Below are 23,473 nucleotides of genomic sequence, written 5' to 3' on the forward strand. Positions count from 1 at the left end.
CATTTGATGCCGCGTCCTTTCAAATTACATATTCTGCTGATAGATTACCTTATTTGAGGAAATTCGTCCAATGTTTTATACCCCGAATTATCAGGAACGGGCCCAGGTCAAGCTGTAGATTTCCGCCGGCCGGCCCAGCAAAGCGCATGTCTCATGAAGGATAACGGCGCAGGAATCCACTGTGCTGCCTGTTGTATAAACATCATCGATCAGCAGCAGCTTTATAGGGGCAGAAGAGTAAACGTTCCCAAGTTCATTTTTACCGGATGCAAAAATAGAGAGTGGAAAACTACGCCCCCGGCTTGTCCTGCGACTCAAAGCCGCATATAGCAATCCCTCCGCTCCCGGAGCCGGAAGGAAAACCCCATTCAAATCACGAAGGCGCTGCCAACGGCTTTTGAAGCTCTGTTTTTCGGTATGCCGGGAACGAACGATCAGCTCCATAAGCGGTGCACCAAGCACGTTAGCCGCTTCGATCGCCAGACTTCTTGCCTGATTAAAGCCGCGCTCCATCATTCGGTCCGTACTTACAGGCACATAAGTAACCGCATCAAAATGGAAACGGCCGGTGCCGGTCTTCTCACCCAACTCTTTTACCAAACGTTTCGCGGCCGCGCCCGTCATCCGTGCCAAAACGGAGCCAAGGGCTTCATTGCCTCTGAATTTGTATTGCGCCAGCCACTCTCGCATCATGCCATTATAGGAAACGACGCTCCGGTTCAACACGAAATGTCTGTCTTCCTTGCCTGCCCGACTGCAATCCGGGCACCCGACAGGCCGGCCGCATATTTCACATCGAATGGAAGTGATCCACGGTATAGAAGCATAGCAGGAAGAGCATATTTCCGGGTAACCCGTCACTTTGTCGGAGATCGTTTTACCGCAAGTGAGACAAGGAAGACCTGGCGGAGCAAGCAGATTATGCAACGGGGACAGCACTGCATCCTTGGCGTTGCTCCAGTCGATCATTGCGTAATTCGTCGTAGTTGATTCATTAACAAGTTCTCCCTGATGATCAGGTCCGCTTCCATATCCGCATCTAAGATCTCTGGTTTTCACCTGATTCCAAACCCGCTTTCGTTCTCGAGGCGCTCTTTTGATTTCCGCACAGTTACAAGGAATATTCATCATCCGCTTACTGCCTCCTTCTTTTCCTTGAGGAACCCATTTTTTCCGGCGATGACATTCATCGACCGAATCTGTCGTACTGCACTCCTTTGAGATTTAGTCCACTCCTTGGAAACGAAAACGACCGTTCCCCGAGGATCCTCCTTAGACCTCCCTGCGCGGCCCGCCATCTGCACCAAGGAGGCTTCATCAAACAGCTCGCTGTCTGCATCCAATATGTATACATCGCTCTTGGGTACGGTTACTCCCCGTTCCAGAATCGTCGTGGTCACCAGAAGCCTCGTGTTCGCCGCACGAAAGTCTAAGACACGATCACTTCGGCTCTTATCCTGCGACGAGGTTCCTTCGATCGGCAGCCCCGGAAACTGTTTGCGAAGCAACGTTACGACGGGCTCGATATGACGAATCCGGGAGACGAATACAAAGACTTGCGCTCCTCTATGGATTGAAGTTTCTAGAGAGGAAATCAGTTCCTTCCGGAATGTTTGCCTGCGAAGGCATGCCTCTACGGATTCCATCTGGATACGACGCGGCACTGGAAGCGGGTGACCGTGAAAACGCGCCGGCACTTTCGAATGCGGCAACCGGCCTGCCCGAACTTCCCGTTGCAAGTTGGCCGGAGGCGTAGCGGAAAGATATATGAAACGGCCCTCCGCCTTGCAAGAGGTCTCAGCGGCAAAAGCAAGCATCGGATCATTATGATATGGAAAAGCATCCAGCTCATCGATAACAACAAGGTCAAAGGCATGGCTAAAACGCAAAAGTTGATGGGTTGTCGATAAAAAGAGCCGTCCTTCTTCCCATCGCTGCGGACTTCCGCCGTACAGAACGGCCATCTTTTCATTCGGAAAGGCTTTAGCCAGCCTCGGGGCCAGCTCCAGAACGACATCCCGGCGCGGAGTCGCAACGAGCACCTTTCCTCCTCGATCCAGCACATAGCCCAGCAACGGAAAGATCATCTCGGTTTTCCCTGCTCCGGTAACCGCCCAGAGCAGGAAGCGCGGCGGTCGGAGCAAGGGCGGTGCGGATCTGGACGCGAGTATGGAAGCGGGAGCCGCTGCTCCCCGGAGAGCAGTGCGCCGAGGCAGCAGCAGGGCCCAGCCGCGCTGCGGTACAACCGGCGCGGTCCTGGCCTCTGGAGCAGCTGCCTTAGGCAGCGGCTGCGCCAAAAACTGCAGCGCGGCGCCCGCCGCCTCGCGCTGCGCCGGGCTCAGCCCCCACCGGTCCAGCTGGGACGCGGTGGGGGGCCCCGCCGTGCCGCCTACGCCCGCAGGAGCCGGCGGCGGCACGGCAATGGCGCTGCTGCCGCGCAGCAGCAGCGCACAAGATCGGCTGCGCCCCAGCGCGAGGCAGGCCTCGCAGTAGGCGCAGCCGCTGCAGCCGCACGACCCGCAGGGTGTGCGGCGATGCACCCCGCTGCCGCAGCGCCGGCAGCGGAGCTCGCGGCGGGCACGCCGGCCGAGGCGGCGGCCCCGTGCGGGCCGGGCGTCAGCGAGCGCGACGCCCGACGTGAGCTGCACGCGCCCCTGCAGGTGCGCGAGCTGCACCGCGAAGCGCCAGCCCCGGCTCAGCTCCGGCAGGCGCTCCGTAAGAAGCTGCTGCAGCTCCGCCTCCAACAGCGACCTGCCCTCCAGCGCGTCTGCGATCCGCGCCGCCTCTAGCTGCAGCTCTTCCCAGTTCATCGCTGCATCCATCGCTTGCTCCCTGTCAGCCTGCGGACTACCTTGCTCTTCATTAGTCCATAGCAAACAGGGAGTTTCCAGCCGAGAGGAATTTCCCGGATCTCTCTCGCCTTCCAAAAAGAATTTCAAGTTAGACGCTATGTAACTCATCCAATCTCTTGGCTCCCAATGATCCATCTCCCTGGAACTCCGGAAGCCATCTCTAAGTAAAACCGCCCAGCCTAACGGCATCGACCCGGAGAGTAGCACGATAACCCTAGGCGAAGCCATCTCCCCCGCAACCCTCCCTTTAAAATCCCCCCTTTGGCTATCTACCTTACACTTCTCTTTTCCTTTGACCCACCACCATAAATCCACCCTGCAATCCAGACTCACTCCCAACTCCCACCCTTGTTCCAGTCTGACTGCATATAGACTCGCCTTCATCCTAACCCTCCTTTATAACCTTCTAAGCTATCGAGCATTTAATATATCCCTTTTTTAACAATATCTGATGAATCATGGCCTAGCTGTAATATTTGCAACTATATATAAAATTTACGGAAAGACGCCACAACACAAAAAAGCACACTCCTGGGCCTTCGGCCATCAAAGAGTGTGCTTCACACTTTACATTGTTTCCTGATATTTATTTGTCGTTGCAAACGCATTTTACACATGGACATATGGGATTTTAGCCGCCTCCTGGGGGACACGGAGATCCACATATACTTGAATTTCCTCTTCCGTCCATGCGGTCGCCTGCCGGCTGATCTCATCAGCATCTGCCGTTATCAGGCCGATCGTAGTCAGCTCGATTCCAGCCTGGTCCCTAAGACGTTGAATGATCGCTACCGTATCATCCTGCGACGCTTCATCCAGCACCGTCACTTTAACGGATTCGCCGCGAAGACGCGCATACCATGATAACGCTCTTAAATACCATTCCATCTGATTCCCATGATTATGGGTTACTAAAATATAATGCAGTCTTTTGCCATCCTTGGGCTTTTCCCTCAGGAGTACTCCGTGCAGGAAATGCACCAGGACCGCCGCTAATCCATAGCTAAGTACAATCCAACCCATGTAAGAAACCATGGAACCCCTCCTTTGTGGGGGCCGTTCAATAGCAGCGGTTGATTGATCCGCTAATTGAACGCTCCTATTATAACGACAATATATGCCGCTATGAAGGAGTCGGTTCCTGGGCTGTGGTTCCCAACCATCCGGCTACCCGCCGGAGAAATATGTACGCAGCCCTGCAGATGGAATGAATCCATGATTCTGAGGGAAAAGGATGCAGCCTAAATATGTTACTGAAACTGAGAAATAAACATTTAGTCCTCATATTTCATGATCCAGTAAAAAATGGCAGCCTAGCACGCAAAAGGCCTTCTCGCAACGGATTCAGGACGCAGTCTCCCGCTATTCCTGTATCGCCGCCTATAGGCGGTTGGTGCGATAGCCGGTCTTCATGTCGGTTATCAGGTTACAGGGTAACCCATCCAAATTTGATCGCATTAATTACCGCTTGCGTCCGGTCATCCACGTCCATTTTTTGCAAAATGCTGCTGACATGGTTTTTAACCGTCTTCTCGCTAATAAAAAGATGTTCGCCGATCATTTTGTTGCTGCGGCCTTCCGCCATCAAACGGAGCACTTCGGCTTCACGGCGGGTGAGCGGATTATCTTCTCCTGCCACAAATTTAACGCCAGCTTCGCGGATCGCATTGTCTTCGGCGATAGCGCCAGTCTCGCTTAAATACTCCATACGGCGAAGCTGCTGAATCAGTTTGCCCGTTACTTTCGGATGAATAAAGGCGTTGCCCTCGGCAACGGTGCGTATCGCATTAATCAGAGACTCGGCTTCCATGTCCTTCAACAGATAGCCGGTAGCTCCTTTACGAAGCGTCTCAAAGACGTAACTTTCATCATCATGAATCGATAAAATAATAACTTTAACTTCCGGAAGCGCCTCGCGGAGCTCGGCTGTTGCATCCACCCCGTTTAATAACGGCATGTTAATGTCCATGAGGACAATCTCCGGATGAAACTGCTGGCAGCATTCCAGTACTTGGATGCCATCGCCGCACTCTCCGACCACTTCGATGTCTTCCTCCATATTCAAGATCCGTTTTAATCCCTCGCGAAACAATTGGTGGTCGTCAGCCAAGAGTACTTTAATAGTTTGTCTACTGTTAGAAATGAGGTTATCCATCCTGGTACTCCTTTCTCTTCTCTGCGTTAGTCGGAATGTGGATAATGACTTTAGTGCCCAAATTCGCTGTTGACTCGATTTCCATTCTTCCTTCTAGCAATTCCACCCGTTCTCTCATCCCGATCAGACCGAAATGGGTATGCTCCTTCGTCTTCTTCTCCAATTGGTCCACTTTGAAACCTAGTCCGTTATCCTGGACTACGATTTTGACCATTTGAGCCTGATAGGTGATGTCCACTCCTACGTAAGTTGGGAAGGCATGCTTGGCTGCATTGGTGAGAGCCTCCTGAACCAGTCTGAATACCGCTGCTTCCATTGGAGAAGACATCCGGTGTTCCTTGCCTCTTGTTTCGAAGGTCGTCCGGATTTTCGTTTTTTCCTCAAAATCATGTACATATTTGCGCAATGTCGGAATTAAGCCGAGATCATCCAAAGCCATCGGCCTTAAATTAAAGATGACTTTCCGCATTTCTTCCAGACTGGAGCGGACTTGACTCTTCAAATCTATTATTTCGTCCTGCACCATCTTAAATTCCTGCTTTGCAAGCATTCTTTCTACAATTTCCGTCCTAAGAACTAGATTTGCGAGCAATTGTGCAGGACCATCGTGAATTTCCCGCGAAATCCGCTTTCGTTCTTCTTCCTGCGCCAAAATAATCTTCAGGCCGATCATCTGCCGATTCTTCGCCGACTCCAGAATCCGGGAGACCTGTCCCAATTCACCGGACAAATACTCCAAAACGACGCCCATTTGCGAACTGACGGTTTCGGCGCGTTCAACCGATTGTTCGACATTGCGCGCCCTTTTCTGTAATTCATCGCGGCGGGCTTTCAAATACATTTCTTTTTCACGAAAAATCAAAAGATCCAGTTGAAGCTGGGTAGCCTTCTCGTAGGCTTGCTTGATGTCCTCTTCCTTGTACCGCACAAAATCCCGGCTGACTTCCGTCAGCCGGATGCGGGAACGCCGGTAATTAATTTCAAGTTGATCGACCTTTTCCACGGTCTCTGCCGTTTCCTTTACCACTTGCTGCAGCTCATTGTTGAGCGTTTTGAGCTCATTGCGCGCAGCATCCAGGATCTCAAGGATTTGCAGCTTGCTGTTTTCCATGACGCCAACGGCGTTCTTTATAACACGGTCAATTGCATCAGCTTGATAATCTGCCACTTCAACCTTCTCCATTTCCAAGTTTCCATTTATCCAAAACTTATCATATCACGATTGAAGGGTAATCGTTTTGGTTTTCTTTTCCCAATTTACGTTAATTCCTAGTTGTTCAGACACCAATCTTAGAGGTACTAAAGTCCTATTATTGGCTATGATCGGAGTAACTGCGGACTGTTTCGCAGCCCCGTTCAACATATATTCCTTCTTGCCGACCGTTAATTCAAGGACTGTAGTACCACGCGTTACGGTAATTTTCTTCGCCTTTGCATTCCAGGCCGCTTGTCCGCCAAAAGCATCCAGCACATATTTGATCGGAACATACGTCGTTCCGTCCTTGATCAACGGAGCAACATCCAGCGTTTGCTTCTTACCGTCAACCGTCATGCTGCTCTGACCGGCTACCATTGTTACAGTTGCGCTAGGCAGTCCGGTATCCCCACCCGTAACAGGTGCCGTAAAACGAATATTGTCAAAAGATACGCTACCGGTCAAGGCGCGTTCATCTTGTCCCTCTTCCAAATTGACGACATACAGCCGTTTCAGCTTGGCCGGATGTTTGATGGCGCTAGCGGTCAGATCCACGGTGATTGTTTTCCAGCCGGTGAAATCAAGCGGCCGCGCGAGATCCACGTAGATGCTCTTGCCGTCCGCATCGGCGAACTCGGCCCGCAGCCAGTTCAGACTGGCGTCGCCCAAGACGTCGATCGCCATCGAAGTGGCGCCTTCCGGAATGGTTTTGCCTGTCGTGCCATTGATCTGAGCGTAAGCGAACTTGTTGCCGCTGCCCCCGGTAAGATCGTAATCCAATTTCAACACTTTGGATTTCTCGCGTTCCCCGGTTCCCTGAACAATAGCAGCCGTTCCTTTGGCTTCAGCCGGCAATCCTGTAAACGATACAGGGTAAGTGGCATTCTCGAAATTCTCCCAAACCTGCTCCGAAGAAGCCGAGAATACGATCGGCGTACCGCTGAATCCATCATATTTAGGCGTAGCGTAAGCTACTTTTGCTCCATTGTTTACGGATTGAACGCTAAGCACTCCATTCTGGACGCTTGCCTTCATCCCTGTGAATTCCCACTTCACGGACTCATCCGGAACGTTCACGGTATTTCCGTTTTTAAGTTTGGCAGTAACCGGTACGGATACCGAAACCCCGGCTTCCAGGGAAGCAAAGGTCGTTACAGGCGTCAGGCTACTCAGGTCCGCCCCGCCAAGCACTGTCACTTCCATGCTGTCCTTGCCGTCCCCACTTACCGCCGTAATTTTCGAGGTTCCTGCTTTTATACCCTTAAACCCTTCCCCGGTCCAGGCAACATTGCCGTTGTCCGATTTCCAGGTCGCCTGAATGCCGGCCGCATCCACCGGGTTAAAGTAGATGTCGTAGCCTTTTAACGAATATGCAGCGGTTTGACCGATCAGCAAGGTAGAAGCCCCGCTAACCTTCAATCCTTTCAACGCTCCTTGAGGCGCTGTCGTATACACCCCAAGCCCGTTGGCCACTGCACGTTGCCCAGCCGAGCCGTTTGAGGTTGTAAAGGTCAGTTTCGCCTCCGTCTCCGCTAGAGGGCGGGTAACCATCGTCGTAGACCCGCCGCCGTCCAGATTGACACCTTTCCAGACGCCGATCGAAACCATGAATTTCTGCAGCTCAGCCAATGTCAGACCGGAGCTGGAACCATTCTTTTCAACCGTGATAATGTATACTTTCTTCCCGTCTTGCGAATAGCCGACCGCAGTACGGGCAACAGCGCTGCCGCCGCTAATCGACGTGGTGGAACGAGTAAAAGCCGATGCCTTACCTCCATCTACCAAGAGGGTGTGCCCGCCGATCATCATCTTGAATTCCGACGGATTCACTTGCTGGCCGCTAGTTTGAGAAACGAGTTGGTAGGAAGCATCCACCCGCTGGCCCACCGTCATATGCGTGGCGATAAAGTCTGCAGCTTGTCCATGCGCACGCAAAATATAGCCGTCCGAAGGTACCTGTCCGGGAATCGCAGTTTGATAGGATATTTGTTGAATAACGCCTCCCTGCACCAGCACTTCGGTCGGAGTCGTTCCGCTTGCTTTCGGGCGTTCCTCGGATTTCCAAGCGCTTGTATAGATGAACATATTATTCACGTGGCTGTACGCTTTGTCCGGTTCCGTCGTATAAGACTCCTGGTTAATCCCCGTAAGCGGGAATGTCGACCCGTCTTCCGCCATCACGGTACCCGTAAAATTATAACGGTCAATCACCGGCGTATTATCGCTTCTCACGCCAAATGTAAACATCCCCTGAAGCTTCGCCGGGCTGGTTACCAGCGTTCCTTGAGACACGGCCGCACCCATCGGCACGCCTTGTCCTCCCGTGGCAAAGAAGTCGCCGTTCACGCCGGCTACCGCACCGGTTTCTTGCGCCATGCCTTCCACGGATTGTCTAGTCGTCACTTGGCCCCCTTTGCCTGTCATCACATCCAATTGGACATAAGGATTGCTCAGATCCACTTCAATTACATCGGCCAGTACTTTTACCTGTTTACCTGAGCGCGTTGTTGTATATTGATATTTTACCAGCTTCGCGCCGGACGTAATGTCTTCAGTTCCTAATTTGGTCGCCTGACTTTCCGCCGCATATACGGTAGACGTTGTTCTTCCAAACGGCTCCATTAAAACCATCGGCTGAATCCAGATCAAGCCCGCTAATGAGACCAGAATCAGTTTTTTACCTTGGCCAGCCGCCATCCGCACTATTTTAGCCCTTTTCCCGGCTTCCTCTCTCTTAACAACCATTTTTGTAAGCTACTCTCCCATCTTATTGCAATCTGTTATCCCGGGCTCTGTCCACCCGCGGGAATCTAGTACATAAATAATAGACTACAAAATGCCGGAAAAGTTACGAAAAAAAGCAAATTTCATGGAATTACAGTTGGACTACTATATACATAATTGCTATAATTACCCTATAAAGTGACGAAGAACGTCCTGACAATCTGATTGATTCAGAGGGTTGGGGCTTTTTTGTGCTTATAAATCAATTTGGGGGTCGGTAAGTGCTATGACAGGAAAGTTTGAATTGGCGTATGAAGTCTTTTTGAAGTCTCACATGGATTCCAAATCCAAGGATCGAGAGGAACTGCTTTCCGTAAATCACGGTTACGAAGAAATGCAATTTCTCAAAAATGTATGGTGGCCGCTGTTCGGCAACTTGGATCATCTGTATCCGGAATACGAGGTTCGCGATTGGTGCGGGAAGGGCCATTTCGCGGATTTTGCTTATTTGCCGGGGCATCTGAAATTCCTGATCGAAATTAAAGATAACGCCTATGAAAGAGTAGCAAATCGCGAGGACTATGCCGACGGGTTGAACCGCGAGCTATTTCTTCAAGCCTCAGGCTACCGGGTCATTTCTCTTGCCTACGACGATGTGGAGCAACGGCCCGAATTATGTAAATACTTGCTCCAGATGCTGCTCATCCGTTACCAGCCAGGCCTACACTCTACAGATCGTCCATTATTAGCGGAAATGGAAATGATTCGCCTCGCGCTAAACTCACCTCTTCCGATCTGCTCCCAAAATGTCGCAGAGCACTTTAATACCGACCATCAAGCCGCCGTTAGAATGCTGCAGTCTTTATGTCAAGCAGGTTGGCTCCGCCCCCTATGCACCAAAGCAAGTGAAGGAATCCACTATTATGAACTGATCCGAGGAGAGGATGAATTGATGGATGAAGCTGTGCTTAATAAACGGGTTGAGGCGTTATATACAAAAACAAACCTCCCAGTGACCCAGAGGGCACCGGAAGGCATTTGTAATTAAAAAGGTTATTCAAAAAGTCATCTTTCCACGACGAAGTAGATCATGAAGCGAATTTGACGTCGAATCTTGAATTCAGCCGGGCCTTCCGTTGCTCACGTACTAAAGCGTACGCTCCGCTACTCAGTCCCTAGCTTCATCCAACCTGCAGCCTTTTGTAAAAACGCACTTTGGAAGCATACGCTTTGGTCCTGATAACCTGACCTTTTGAACTCGCACTTAAATATTATTCAGTTTATCCAGCACGCGTTTAAGCATGACAGCGGCTTGGGCACGGGTTGCGTTACCGCCCGGTTGGAACAAATTCGCGGATACACCTTGAATAATCCCCTCTTTTACCGCTATTGCGACCGTGTCCTTGGCCTGGATTTTGGCGCCGTCTTTGAATCGGGTTAAGGTCTGTGTGCTCGCCCCGTTCGCCGAGGTATTATACCCGGCATACTCCATAGCTCTTACCATCATGAGCGCCATCTGCTCCCGGGTGATGTAGTTGTTCGGCTTGAAGGTTCCGTCGGGATACCCGTTGATGATTCCCGCTTTGGCCGCAGCCCCGATATATAATCCCGTCGTACTTGATGCCGTTACATCGGGGAACCGGCTTGCGCTTGTCACATCCAGAGGAAGACCGAGCCCTTTGGCCAGGAAGGTGGCAAATTCAGCGCGCGTAATTTTTTTGTCCGGCTCAAATTTATAACTTTTGCTGGCGGAGGCCGAGTCAACGATCATCTTGCCGGCTAGTTCGGCGATGTCATTTTTCGCCCAATGGTTTGCCGTATCCTCGAAGTACCCGTAGCCTACAGCAGGCCCAACAACCGTATTTCCATTGATTTTAGCTATAAATATTACACCTGCTCCGCTGGTCTTAACCGCTGACGGCATGTAGGCTACCATACGGTTAGACAGATCATATTTAACCAGTGAAGAGGTAACGGACGGCAGCTGTTTAGAAGTCTTGATATAAAGTTGTCCTTTATAGGCGACTTCAACTTGATTGGATCCGCTATTTGCCGTTACATAAACTTCCACCGGATCGGCCAAAGAGCTCACCGTGACGGCCCCGCTGGAAGGGAGCGAAGGTAACATGACTTTGGAAACCGCCTCTAATCTGATCACAAGGTTCACCGATGAGAACGACCCGTTGCCCAGCGACCGGGAAATTTCAGTATACGGCAAGCTCTGCACAGGAAGTACATACAGATTATTTCCGTACTTCACAGCAAAGGAAGCTGTTTTACCAGTGCTGTATACTTCCATGAGCGGGTTCATTGGAACGGCGACTTCCGCTGCTTTTTCAGTAGCAGGCACTTCAAAAGCCAGCATTTGCACCGAGCTGTTATTGTCGATCAAGAAATCGAAGGCCCCTTTTAATTTGGTACTGTCCAAGGTGTACTTGGAAATCGTCTGTCCGTATCTCGATCGGTCCGCCGTGATTTGTGCCGCATTTGTGTCCAGAACGTATCCCGTTTGTCCAAAATCAATCGCTGACATCAAGGATACGTAAGATGGCTGCCCGATAATACCTGTATTCGCCGAAGAGCTCGTCGCGTTCGTCACCGGCATTGAGGTATAGCCCTTCATTACGTTGCCAGAAGTGTCATACAGTAAGGTTGATCCCGACATGTAAGATATTTCGATGGCTTGAAGGGATGTCACCGGATTAGCCAATTTTACGATCACCGTATTGCCGCTGGCAGAAGCGGATTGTATGGTTTGAGAAGTTTTATCTGCCGTTACATAAAATTGATTTAACGGGAACGAAGATACCGTTCTAAGGGACGTATTATAGGTAATTGTAATCGTATCCCCTTGAATTACCGCTGAACGGATCCCTTCAGTGATCACATTGTAATTTACGGGCTGGAGATTAATGTACCCCGCCAAGTTGCCGTTCAAATCGGAAATTCCGCCCGACCCGGACACATAAGATAGTGTGACGGCCTGTTCCTTTGTGAACGACGACGCCAGCGTCAGGATCACTTGATTGGAAACAATCTCAACTGCTGTGACATAAACCGGCGAATTGTTAACCAGGACAGAGAATTGGCTTTTCATCGGAAGCGGGGTCGTTCTCAGGGCTTCGTTATAACTGAGCACAATTTTGTTGCCCGCCCCCCCCACTCCTGTAAATTCAGGCGCTACCGTATCGTAGGTGTTCCGGACATAGTAATCGTCAAATCCGGAAATATTTTGCCCCCGGTAGTCCTGCAACGGGTATGATCCAGGTGAATAAGATACCTTTACGACTTCTCCATTGGATATAGAGTTGGTCAAATATAAGGTCACTGTCGAGCCGCTTTGATAGATGGAGTCAACACCTTTGGAGTAGCCATCGGCGGTTACCCGGAATTGGTCATACGCATAGGTGGAGACACTTTTCAGCGTATCGCTGAAATACAAAGTCAAGCTGCGACCAGAGACGGATCCATCTTTCGGTTTAGGAAGCACCGAATCAATGCCGTTCGTAACATCCTTGCTTGAGATAGATCCGGCGGCATTGCCGGAAGTGTCCTGAATCGGACGGATTGAGCTCCCACTATAGCTGATCCGCACATTTTGCCCTACCGCTACTCCGGTTTCTAAAGTCACGTACACGCTTTCTCCGGAGGCATAGGCATTACTAATCCGTCGGGTCTCTCCATTAACCGTTGCCGAAAAGCTGGATGTCAAAAGATTGATAGAAGCATTCAATGTTTTGTTATACGACAATCGAATCACTGAATTGCTGTACATTACCGCGCTTTGCAGTACTGGAGCCGTCCGATCTGAAGTCAACGTTTGGAATGTCCAGCTCGATGAGCCGCTCAAACCGTCAAAAGGAGCCCCGGTTACGCTATCCGCAACTGCGCCGGCAGCGATGTCCACATAATAAGTAGCCCCTTCCTGCAGATTACTGGAAGGCGTTACGATTAGTTGGCGTCCCGATACGCTAACAGCTGCAGGAACGACGCCTGTGTTGCCTTGTTTTTTAAGCGAAACCTTGCTTAAATCCTTATCTATGATCGGGTTGTTAAATGCAGCAACCATTTTGCTCGTTACGGCATTTCCTGAACTCCGGTCGGAAGGAGACAACGAATTAATTTTAAGCGTGCCCGAAGCTGCCGCCCCCGTTGTGAAGGACCACTCACGTATCTCGGTGTCATTATTATCGCTATCTATGAAGGCCCTTGCCGGCACGGATACCTTGTATCCGGTGTTGTAGTTCATCTGCGGTAGAGTAATGGTGATTTGGGAGGTTCCGCCGCCCTTCACTTCAGAAGAAGTAACTTCAAAGGCCTTAACCAAAGCTGGCGTGCCGTTTGACGGAGCAGTCAGTTGTAATTCAATCGTCCCTCTGTCCGGATACACCGGGCGTGTGAAGTTCAGTTGAATCGTATCATTGATTCCCACATTCACTGCACTATTGGCAGGAACTGTCGGAGTCTTGGTATGCCATTCTACCGGATTTCCTTTTACATTGACAAACCATCTTTGTGCATTGCTTATGCCCTCAGATGGCTGGTTATCGATATCGACAAATGCCCCCTGATCTACTAGAACATAATAACGATCTCCTTTGACCAGATTGCTAACTTGCCAGGATACTGTCTTATCGTTAATTAATACTCCTGCATCTTGCACCGATAACGCCAGCACACTGTCATTGTTTGAAGCTCGCTTTACATAAATGTTGCCGTTACCCTTGAGGATCGGCTTATCAAATGTCAGGCTGAATACCTCGTCCGTCCCCGTCACCGTGGCCCCTGTGGCCGGCAAGAACGGGTTGACAGCACTTATGGCCGGCGGCTTGCTGCCAGGTGCACTCAGGCTGGTAAATACAAGATCAAAGGCTTCAGACGCAGTCCCCGGATTCCCTGCATCAATAAAAGCCCCCGCCGTTCCTTTCACGTGATAGACTGCATTCGGAATCAACGGTGTCCCCGTGCCGAGGTGATTATTGTCCGGCAGTGTAAGATCCAGTCTCTTTGTTACATAACCTTGCGGAGAAACAGTTTGAGTCAATACAGTCGTAACTAACCCTGGCTTTCCAATCTCCTCAGCAATGACCTCGATTGTCCCCGTGCCTGCCTTAACATCCCGATCAAACAATAACTGAATCGTTTTGGTCTCCAGCGGAACCCCCTTGGCCCCTCCAGCAGGCAACATGGATGTCACCGCAAATGATGTTGCCGGCGCAGCCGATCCCAAAGCGACCAACATCATATTGATGACCATTAACAATGCCAAACCTATCGAAATTTTCTTTCTCATCTTGTCGTACTCCCCTCTCACTGATTGAATGCTCTATGTATTTATTTCAGCACATGGCAATTAAGCGCATACCTATATTTATTAACGGCAAAAAGGCCGGACAAGTTTAGATTTTCCAGTCAAATTCCACCCCCCATTTGTGCACGCTTCGCATCAAAAGGAGTTACCTATTCTATTAAATTGTGTTTTTTAGATGATCTATTCACGAAAAAAGAGAGTACCCTTCACTTTGTGAAGAATACCCTCCTTGGTTTTACAATCCCGCTTGAGCCTTAAGCGCCTCAGCCTTGTCCACACGTTCCCAAGGCAAATCCAGGTCCGTACGTCCAAAGTGGCCGTAGGCAGCCGTCTGACGGTAAATTGGACGGCGGAGATCCAGCATCCGGATAATTCCCGCTGGGCGGAGATCGAAGTTCTCACGAACCAATTCGACCAGCTTCTCCTCAGATACTTTTCCTGTTCCGTAAGTATCCACATTGATGGAGACAGGAGTTGCTACACCGATAGCATAAGCGAGCTGGATTTCTACCTTGTCAGCCAAGCCTGCGGCTACAAGGTTTTTCGCTACATAACGGGCTGCATAAGCAGCGGAACGGTCGACCTTTGTCGGATCTTTACCAGAGAAGGCACCGCCGCCATGGCGAGCATATCCGCCGTAAGTATCGACAATAATTTTTCGCCCGGTTAATCCGGCATCCCCTTGCGGTCCGCCGATAACAAAACGCCCGGTAGGGTTGATGAAATATTTGGTCTGCTCGTCCAACAATTCTGCCGGAACGACAGGAAGAATGACTTGTTCTTTAATATCTCTCTGGATTTGCTCCAGTGTGATTTCTTCAGCATGCTGCGTGGATACAACGATGGTATCGACGCGATTAGGCTTTCCATCCACATACTCAATGGTGACTTGAGTTTTCCCATCGGGACGAAGGTATTCCAGGGTTCCGTCCTTGCGAACTTCAGAAAGTCGGCGTGCGATACGATGAGATAATGCTATAGGAAGCGGCATTAATTCAGGTGTTTCGTTCGTCGCAAAACCAAACATCAGTCCTTGGTCACCTGCACCGATATTTTCCGTTTCTTTATCCATTTGTTCCGGATCGCGGTTTTCCAGTGCTGCATTTACGCCTTGAGCAATATCGGCAGACTGTTCATTCAGCGAGGTCAGAACAGCGCATGTATTGGAATCAAAGCCGTATTTGGCACGTGTATAACCGATCTCTTTTACCGTTTTCCTAACGATGGCAGGAATATCTACATATTCCGACTTTGTACTGATCTCACCGATCACCAGAACCAGTCCGGTAGCTACGGAAACTTCGCAAGCTACACGTGCATACGGATCGTTGGCCAAAAATGCGTCAAGAACCGCATCGGAGATTTGGTCGCAAATTTTATCCGGGTGTCCTTCCGTTACGGACTCGGAAGTAAATAAGTGTCGCCCTTGTATGGACATGAAATCAACCTCCCCTATGGATAGTATGGCAATTGCCGAAGTATCCAATACTAAAAATAATGGCGTGATTGAGGACCCATAAAAAATGAACCTTTTCCTTAGCGGAAAAGGTTAATCCTCAAAAGTCATATTAACGTATTTGCCAAGTCATGTCAAAATAATTAGGACAAGTTCATTAAAATCCTACAATAACATATCTCTTTGGGCTTGAGCCACCAAACGTTTTGTAATTTCGCCTCCGACGGAGCCATTTTCCCGTGATGTTAAATGCCCCCAGCTCCCGCCTGTGCTTGTTCCACCACCAAAGGCACCAAGCTCACCTGCAAATTCTGTATCCGCTCCAACCAAGCCTCCAGCTCCACTGACGGGCAGCCCAAATTCTGCAGCGATTTCATATTTCCATTGATTAAGTACTTGACGGCTCTCTGGGACAATTTTACGGTTACTTCTTGCCATGGATCATACACCTCCAGTAATTTTATACCTCGGATGTAGTATGTGCATGACCTTCAAGGCTAGCCCTATTAATGTTTGTTACTTTTGGCAAATTCATGTGCTTGAAATTATTCGTTTATTATTGGATTTTATATCCGCCTCTTACCATAACAGTCAAGTTGTACTTGTTTCCTTCTTGTACTTGAATCCCTCTCCCATCTCTAGGAAAAGAAAGCAAGTGGTTATTCGCAACCGCTCCGCCATTCGCAATGTCCTTACCGTCCGTTAAATCTGCCACCCCATTTGAATCTTGGCTGTATATAACTGCTTTTCCAGCGCGAACAACAAATTCTGCTCCTGCTGAGGCAATCAGAATCTGCCCCGGTTTTAAATCTACTATAGATACTGCGTCAGATGAACTTCCGCTTCCTTCACCTGTTGATGGTGCTGTTGGGTTGGTGGGTGTGGTTGGAGTTGTTGTGGTTCCACCACCTTTAATTGCCTGTTGGATTGCTTGGTCGACGTAACTCTTGGTTACTACAGGATCGTCAGCGGTTCCAGGTTGATTAGTCACCCCTGCCCCTTCTGCTGTCAAATTCATTAGTGAACCGGCCCAAATACCTCCACCGATTAGTACTGCAGCCGCTGTTACTTTCCATGCTGTCTTCACGTTATGTTCCTCCTAAACTATTTCTATTACTTACATGATAGTGGTTTTAATAGGTTTGAACAAGCAAAAAACCCCTCCAGACGGAGGGATTTTAAATCAATCTGAGGTATAGGTTGAGGAAGTAAAGTAATAATAAGCCTGACTAGCCAATTTCACTTTTTCTCCCTGGAATTTATCATAAAGTGTTATTTCAAAAGAACCGCCCTTCATTTCTTCAAATATAGAATTGCTAAACGTTGTGGAATAAGTTTGATTTTCTCCTACTTTTAAATCCTGTTCCAGACTGAGTTCTTGTTCAAAATACTTGCCACCAGCATCTCTAAATTCTAAGACCAACTTATGATCAAAGGTACCAATCTCATATTCATTATTTCTCGTCAAATGATAATCAAACTTCAGATTTACCGACCCTCCAGCTAGTGTCCCGGAGAGCGCAGGAATAGATAGATTATACGGGAACAAATCAATTCCGCTTAAGCTATTGCGTTTAGGTTCTTGTTTCTGTTGATTAATTTCCAACGCAACCCCGTTGACATAACCCGTGGACTGATCTTTAGGAGCCGTAAATTTCCCTTCTTTAATCCCCTCTCCAACGTAGAGCACCATATCGGAGGTATCCAAATTACGTGGAAGCTTCGCCCAAAGGGTTACCAAATTCTTGCCGTTCGGACTGGTTGAGCCTTCCGGTTGGCTTGTCGTAGCTTGGAAGAATTGGCCGTCCTTTGTTTTATAATAAGCTTCAATTTTTGAAAGATCAGACTGGCGTGTTTCTTCACTCTTCACTTCCAATTCGGTATACATAATATTTGAGGAAACACCGGAGTAGAACATCGTCCGCCGTTCCTTGACCTCGGCATTTTTGCCTGCGGTTTCAATACGGTACTCAGTACCTTTACTAATAGTTGGTATCGAAGTTTGCGATTTGCTCGTATTAAGCGTAAAGAAATCGGTCAGATCTTCACCATTCTTTTCTTGCAAGGTAATTCTCGCTTGGCGGAAATCTAACCCGTATGGCACTTTAGCCAACAAATAAACATCTGCTTTACCATACGGTCCCAGAATCATCGAGTTGGCCGTGGTAACGACCTGAGTATCGCCACTAAGTGTAGCTTGATCCAGTTTTAGCATGCCGCCCAGATCTGGTAACTTTACGGTTGTCGACCTTGTATTTTCGATAGTAAATTTAGCGGACACCAAATCTCCATCCGACCAAGGGAGCATTTGAATGGAGCCTAACTTCAAATTGAATTTACCATACTGGTTTTCTACGTAATATTTAACATTATCTGTAGCCTCGATTTGCTGCTTGTATGGAAGCGAGTAAAAAGCTACGGGGAAAGCCACTTTGGATTGCTGCGTCTCCCCTTCACCTCCAGTGGAAGTTTGGCTTAATTGCAAAACCGTTTGATCTTGCTTTAAATACGCAGGAATAGTTGCACTTAAACTAATCGTTTTTTCTTCTAATGGTTTTAAAGTTAGATTATCAAAAGATTTTGTACTAATTGGGAATATATAACCATCAGATGAAGTAAGCGTAGCCTCATATTTCGGGAGTTTCACAGCTTTATTGCCAGTATTCCGGAAGTACAAATTAATCGACCAATTCGCCTCTTCCTCATCCGCACTCACACTCGTGTTTCTAATTTGGGTTTCTACAGCAATATTATTAACTTCAAAGGTTTTATAATCTGTGCCCTCAATAAGCAAACTCGTTGATTGTCCCGAAGGAATTGAATATGTAGCAACCGGTAAGCTTGCCTTCAATTCTTCATCAACCGATATGATTTGAAGTTTTAATTTGTCTGTCTTAGCCGCTGCCGGAAGTTCTGCAATCAACTGAATGTTCTTCTTCTCTTGGGGCTGAATCCTAAAATCAGTGTTAGTCTGATCTACTGTCAAAGGAAAACTTGCTCCGTCTGTAGTCACCACATTATATGAGTACTTAGGATCTTCTAACGCTTTATATCCTAAATTTTGTAGGCTTAATGTGACCATGGTATATATTTTATCGTTTGTTTTGTACTGCTGATGGCTTTCCAATTTCGTCTGAATCGGAATATCATTAATTCTCAGCTTTTTGGTTTGTCCTAAACTAGTCAACGTTGTAAACGTAGCCGGAACTTTGAATGTTCCTAATACATTCTCATAACCCGCCTTGCTAAAGTCCCACTTGATTAACTCAAACATTAGATCATTAACGGATGTGATATTACCAATCTTTGAATAATACGTAAGTGTCAATTGGGATTGGGGAGCAATTTTCTTTTTTGTCTTGTCCTTAGTGATCAATTGTGTCGAAAGGGAAGCCCCGCCCTTGGTTTTCACTTTAGACCAATAATCAATCAGTTGAATATCCTTCTTATCCCCATTGTAGATGTTAAGTGTATACGTAAGTATATTTCCATCATCCTGGGTAAGAATATTAACATCGGTTAGTTTGACATAACTGCTGGCACTTAATTTAACTGGACTAAGTTTGTCTAAAGTACTTAAGTTAGTAGTTACTTTAGTAGTTGTAGCCTTTGTGGTCGACTTATTCGTAGTTGTAGTCTTCGAAGTAGCAGCATCTACTATACCAGTACCAAGATAACCCGTTTGGCTTAGGATCATCGCACCTGTGAGCAATACCGCTACTTTATTTGCATTTTTCAAAACCTTTCCTCCTCCGCATTCCTTGACTGGAAACCTTATCTATTTAAACGAGTGGGGAAGGGGAAAAGTTTCGAATTGTTTTATTAGAGTTGGCTGAATTTCAGGTGAAAAAGCACATTTTGCAATTAATTGTTTTGTTCGGAATTTTTATAGACAAAGGGCTACCCTTTGTCATTGGTAATGACTAGGATAGCCCTTCATTTCAAATCATAATTTGTTGATTCTTACAGTTGCACGTCAACATTCGCAGTAGGCGTATTGCCTTCATCGTCAGTCAGGTTAGCTGCAGTAAGAGTAATCTTACCATTTACACCCAATGTGCTGATTGTTACATCAGCGCCATTGTTCGTAAAAGTAAACGTTGTGCTGTTGCTGCTAGTCAATGTCAGACCAGGCAATTTGGATTGAAGTTCGCTTGTCAAAGCTGCAATATTCGCTGCATTGATAGCATCATCAAAAGTCAGCACTACAGTTTCGCCTGCAGAAATTTTTGTGTAGTCAGCAGACTTGTAAGTACCCGATAAAGTTGGGGCACCAACAGCTTTGTAATCGATAGCTGCAGTTGTAGAGATTGCTCCCTTAGCTGCTGCTTTGTTCTTAACTGCGCTAAGATCTTGGATGTAAGTAGCAGCTTTCACTTCTACTTTGTACTTGGAATCGAAGCCGTTAGCAGCAATAGTCACACGCAGGAGGTTAGATCCAGTAGCCACCGAAGTAGAATAATCTGTTCCAGCAGTCAAGACTTTGTTGTCGAACTCACGAGTAACGATCAAGTCGTTAGCATAGTAAGAAGCCGATCCAGAATCCAAAGCTTCGGAGAATGGTACAATTACATCATAAGTCGCACCAGTCGCGGATGCTTGCACGTTGTAGAATTCTACATTCGAACCATTCTTAGGTGCTACAACTACTGGAGCTGCTTTATCCAAGATAGCTGTAGTAGCGTCAGCATTGATCTTAACTTTACCAACTGCTGTTTCAATAGCATTAGCAGCTGGAACCCGAACTACAATGGTGCCAGTTGCAGTTGTGTTCAGTTCATTTTTAAGAGTAATTTTAACAACGCCTGTATTGTTAGCAGATACACTATCGATATCTACTGCAGATCCACCAACACTCACAACAAAGTCGCTAGCAGTCGCTCTAGTGATTGGTTGGTCAAATTTCACTTCAATTGTCTTGTTGTCAAGCAATTGAGCTTCATTGCCAGGGTGGTCACTATTAATGTCTGCCATTGCTGCAGTAACGTTGTTGTTGATTGGAAGAGTTCTAGTGAATCCATCCAACACATTACCTGCTGCGTCCTTCACGCTAAATACTTTAAGTTGAGAAATCGAGTTGTTAAGAACTTTAACGCCATCGATTTCTTCTGGGAAGTCAATTACAACAGCCTTGGAATCTTGAGTAACTGTCAAGTCAGTGCCGGCTGGCAACGCTCTTTCAACACCATTGAATGTAACAGTGTAGTTTGCAGCATTACCCAGAGTAGCTGGATCCATCTTTTCATTGAATACAACGATTACTCTACGGAAGCCATTGTTGATATCGAAGTTCACTGCATGAGAGTCATATTTAGGAGAAGTTTTGTCTCCTACATTTACTTCATAAGTGTAATCCAACATCATGTTTTCAAGAGCTGTGTTGTCTTTAATGCCAGTTACTTTGATTGTGTTCAAGCCTTCTGGCAGTTTTTCGTACATAGTTACCACAACTGCATTCTTATCAGCATTCAAACCGATAGTTTTGATACTGCGAAGCTTGCCGTCTTTATCCAATACTTTAACGTTGTCAGTATTAACAGCTTTCAGCTTCTTATTGAAGCGAATTGTGAAACCATCATTTGTGCTGTTCACCTTAACGTCGATTACATTAGGACGCTCAGTGTCAACAGCTGCTTTAACCAACTTGGAAGTTTCTTTAATTTCGTTACCGGAGTAGTCCTTAACACCTTCAACGAAGAAAGACACTTCATAAGTAGGCAATTTTACATCAGCATCGAAATTGAATTCATATTTGTTACCAGCCAAAGATTTCAGGCTGCTTGCTTTGTATTTCGTGTCGCCGGATTTCCAGTAAACATTTTCTTTTTTCACTGTATCTGGATCTACATCTTCACTGAAAGTTACAACCGCTTTTTCAAGCGTTGCTTCAACAGATTCGATTGTTGGAGCAGTTTTGTCTTCAACTACAGTGAATTTCTGATCAACTGGAATGTTTTTAAGACCAGAGTAATCTTCAACATTTGTAATTGTCAAAGTGTGCTCTCCAACAGTCAAAGCAGATGTGTCGTAAGCTACCAATGTAACAACACGGCTGTTAATTGTTGGTTGGCCATAGAACGCTTTGCCATCCAGTTTGAAACCAGTGATCGGAGATTGTTTAATTGGCTCCGAGAAAGTGATTTTCACTGCTTTCGTTCCCAAAGAGTCAACTTTAACTACTGCAGGAAGAGCAGAGTCAACCGGTGTAAATGCGATATCCTTAGCCGTGATAACTTTGTCACCAGCTTTAACACCACTAACCGAAAGTTTGTTTGCTACTTGGTTTTTAATTCCGTTGCCAACCAAAGTGAGGGTAACAACTTTCTTGTCCTCAGAGAGGGAAGCGGAATCAACAGAACCAGTCGAGAGAGAATAGTTTTCTTTCAATTCGGCAGTAGCTTTATCAACTTCGCCATCAAAAGTTACTACTACTTCTTTCAGGTTATCTGCATTGACTTTTTCTACTTTAGTAGCAGAAGTCAACACCCAAGTTACACTATGAGTGTACTCATGACCGTTGTGAGTGAACTTAACGTCTGTAGCTTTGTTACCTTCCAAAGCTGTTTCCAGAGCAACTTTAACTACGTCGCCGTTGGAGAGCGTGAACTCAACGTTCTTGCTGTCCTTAACTTCGTATTTAGTTACTGTAGGAATTTGAGCCGCTTCGTAAATTGCATATGCTGCAACTACTGCTTGGGAGCGGGAAGCGTTAGCTTGGTAGTTGATTCCGTCTTGCAGGTAACCAGCTTTAACAGCTGCTGCTACATAACCTTTAGCCCATTCGCTAGCAGTGTTGTTAGCGTCAGTTGGAACTTCCAGTTTCAAAGCAGTTACCAGAACTTTTGCAAGCTCTTGTACAGTTACGTTGCCAGTAGGATCGAACAATTTCTTAGTAGCGTCTTTACCATTGAGGATGCCGGCTTGTGTAGCGGCTTCAATGAAAGGAGCTGCCCAGTGGTTAGCTGTGTAGTTCTTATCTTTGTAAGTTGCTACGCCAGTTACTGGCTCCAACCCAATGGATTTAACGATGATTTTAGCAAGCTCTGCGCGAGTCAGTGCTTTTTCCAGGTGGGATTGACCATCTGGGTAGCCAGTCAAAATGCCAGCTTCTTTCAATGCGTTGAATTGTTGTTCGTCTGTCAATTTAGCATCAGCACCGAATGCTACGGAAGCAAACATGGAGAATGCCATTGCTGTAGACAGAGCTACGGATAAAATTTTCTTCATAACCTTTTTTTCTCCTCCTTGATTAACTATCACATGAGAGTTTTCTTTAAATGAATAGCTCGTGTTACTCATTAGCCATTGCACCCCCTTTCCAGAGCCTGAGCAGGTTTCCTATAAATTAGGTCTGCGACGGGAGCCGCAGAAACTTGTAAACAATACCACACGAAATAGAATGTAGAAATAGACTAGTTTCCTAATCCTACCTAGACATTATACAATGAGTCCCTAGTGCCGTAAAGCTAATTTTTCTAATAGATAGACAAGTTTCCCCATAAGGAACATGTTGGGATGTCTAAATTGGTCATCATTGTCAATGCTCTACATCTTAAACGCACGAGATTCGAAAAAGTTGCGGACTTCCGAAAAAAAATTGCAAGATTGTTACCTTTACTAAGGTTCGCCACTTCTACAACATTTTAACTCCGCTTCCGCCTGACGGAAATTAGTATAACACCCTTAAATTTGTCAGTCACTAAGCAACTTTTTCCATTATCAATACCCATAATCTATGTAGTTAAAACGCAAATAAGACGTCCTAATTGGACGCCTTATT

General features: G+C 47.2%; 13 protein-coding genes. 1 reads left to right on the plus strand and 12 read right to left on the minus strand.

Annotation, left to right across the window (positions count from 1 at the left end; translation table 11 throughout):
* Window positions 1-90: 90 nt before the first annotated feature.
* From KB559_RS14470 to KB559_RS14495, 6 genes are all read right to left on the minus strand, one after another.
* A complete protein-coding gene (locus KB559_RS14470) occupies window positions 91-1,131 on the minus strand; it encodes a ComF family protein (protein ID WP_211022638.1) in 1,041 nt (346 codons plus the stop codon).
* Window positions 1,128-3,236 (minus strand): helicase-related protein, encoded by a 2,109-nt coding sequence (locus KB559_RS14475; RefSeq protein WP_211022639.1) that lies wholly within the window; start codon window positions 3,234-3,236, stop codon window positions 1,128-1,130. The genes KB559_RS14470 and KB559_RS14475 overlap by 4 nt, the downstream gene beginning before the upstream one ends.
* A 225-nt stretch (window positions 3,237-3,461) precedes the next feature.
* A complete protein-coding gene (locus tag KB559_RS14480; protein WP_211022640.1) occupies window positions 3,462-3,887 on the minus strand; it encodes a vWA domain-containing protein in 426 nt (141 codons plus the stop codon).
* 391 nt (window positions 3,888-4,278) lie between these two features.
* On the minus strand, window positions 4,279-5,007 hold the full coding sequence (locus KB559_RS14485) for a response regulator (RefSeq protein ID WP_211022641.1): 729 nt from the start codon (window positions 5,005-5,007) through the stop codon (window positions 4,279-4,281).
* On the minus strand, window positions 5,000-6,175 hold the full coding sequence (locus KB559_RS14490; RefSeq protein WP_280520351.1) for a sensor histidine kinase: 1,176 nt from the start codon (window positions 6,173-6,175) through the stop codon (window positions 5,000-5,002). The genes KB559_RS14485 and KB559_RS14490 overlap by 8 nt, the downstream gene beginning before the upstream one ends.
* A gap of 48 nt (window positions 6,176-6,223) precedes the next feature.
* Window positions 6,224-8,947: a stalk domain-containing protein gene (locus tag KB559_RS14495; protein ID WP_211022643.1), complete on the minus strand. Its 2,724-nt coding sequence runs from the start codon at window positions 8,945-8,947 to the stop codon at window positions 6,224-6,226.
* A gap of 265 nt (window positions 8,948-9,212) precedes the next feature.
* On the opposite strand from KB559_RS14495, the gene KB559_RS14500 reads away from it, so the two are divergent.
* Window positions 9,213-9,974 (plus strand): hypothetical protein, encoded by a 762-nt coding sequence (locus KB559_RS14500; RefSeq protein ID WP_211022644.1) that lies wholly within the window; start codon window positions 9,213-9,215, stop codon window positions 9,972-9,974.
* 216 nt (window positions 9,975-10,190) lie between these two features.
* Here KB559_RS14500 and KB559_RS14505 read toward each other — a convergent pair whose 3' ends face one another.
* The 6 genes from KB559_RS14505 to KB559_RS14530 all read right to left on the minus strand — a co-directional run bounded on the left by KB559_RS14505 (window position 10,191) and on the right by KB559_RS14530 (window position 22,992).
* Window positions 10,191-14,219 (minus strand): SwmB domain-containing protein, encoded by a 4,029-nt coding sequence (locus KB559_RS14505; RefSeq protein ID WP_211022645.1) that lies wholly within the window; start codon window positions 14,217-14,219, stop codon window positions 10,191-10,193.
* Between the two features lie 253 nt (window positions 14,220-14,472).
* A complete protein-coding gene (gene metK, locus KB559_RS14510) occupies window positions 14,473-15,675 on the minus strand; it encodes a methionine adenosyltransferase (protein WP_211022646.1) in 1,203 nt (400 codons plus the stop codon).
* A gap of 183 nt (window positions 15,676-15,858) precedes the next feature.
* On the minus strand, window positions 15,859-16,131 hold the full coding sequence (locus KB559_RS14515) for an alpha/beta-type small acid-soluble spore protein (RefSeq protein WP_211022647.1): 273 nt from the start codon (window positions 16,129-16,131) through the stop codon (window positions 15,859-15,861).
* Between the two features lie 118 nt (window positions 16,132-16,249).
* Entirely contained in the window at window positions 16,250-16,780 is a 531-nt protein-coding gene (locus tag KB559_RS14520) for a hypothetical protein (RefSeq protein WP_211022648.1), read from the minus strand.
* 96 nt (window positions 16,781-16,876) lie between these two features.
* On the minus strand, window positions 16,877-19,432 hold the full coding sequence (locus KB559_RS14525; RefSeq protein ID WP_211022649.1) for a hypothetical protein: 2,556 nt from the start codon (window positions 19,430-19,432) through the stop codon (window positions 16,877-16,879).
* Window positions 19,433-19,656: 224 nt separating this feature from the next.
* Complete coding sequence (locus KB559_RS14530) at window positions 19,657-22,992, minus strand: Ig-like domain-containing domain (RefSeq protein WP_211022650.1); 3,336 nt, start codon at window positions 22,990-22,992, stop codon at window positions 19,657-19,659.
* Window positions 22,993-23,473 lie beyond the last annotated feature (481 nt).

The sequence above is a fragment of the Paenibacillus sp. Marseille-P2973 genome, assembly GCF_018101095.1.
Classification (GTDB): Bacteria; Bacillota; Bacilli; order Paenibacillales; family Paenibacillaceae; genus Fontibacillus; species Fontibacillus vini.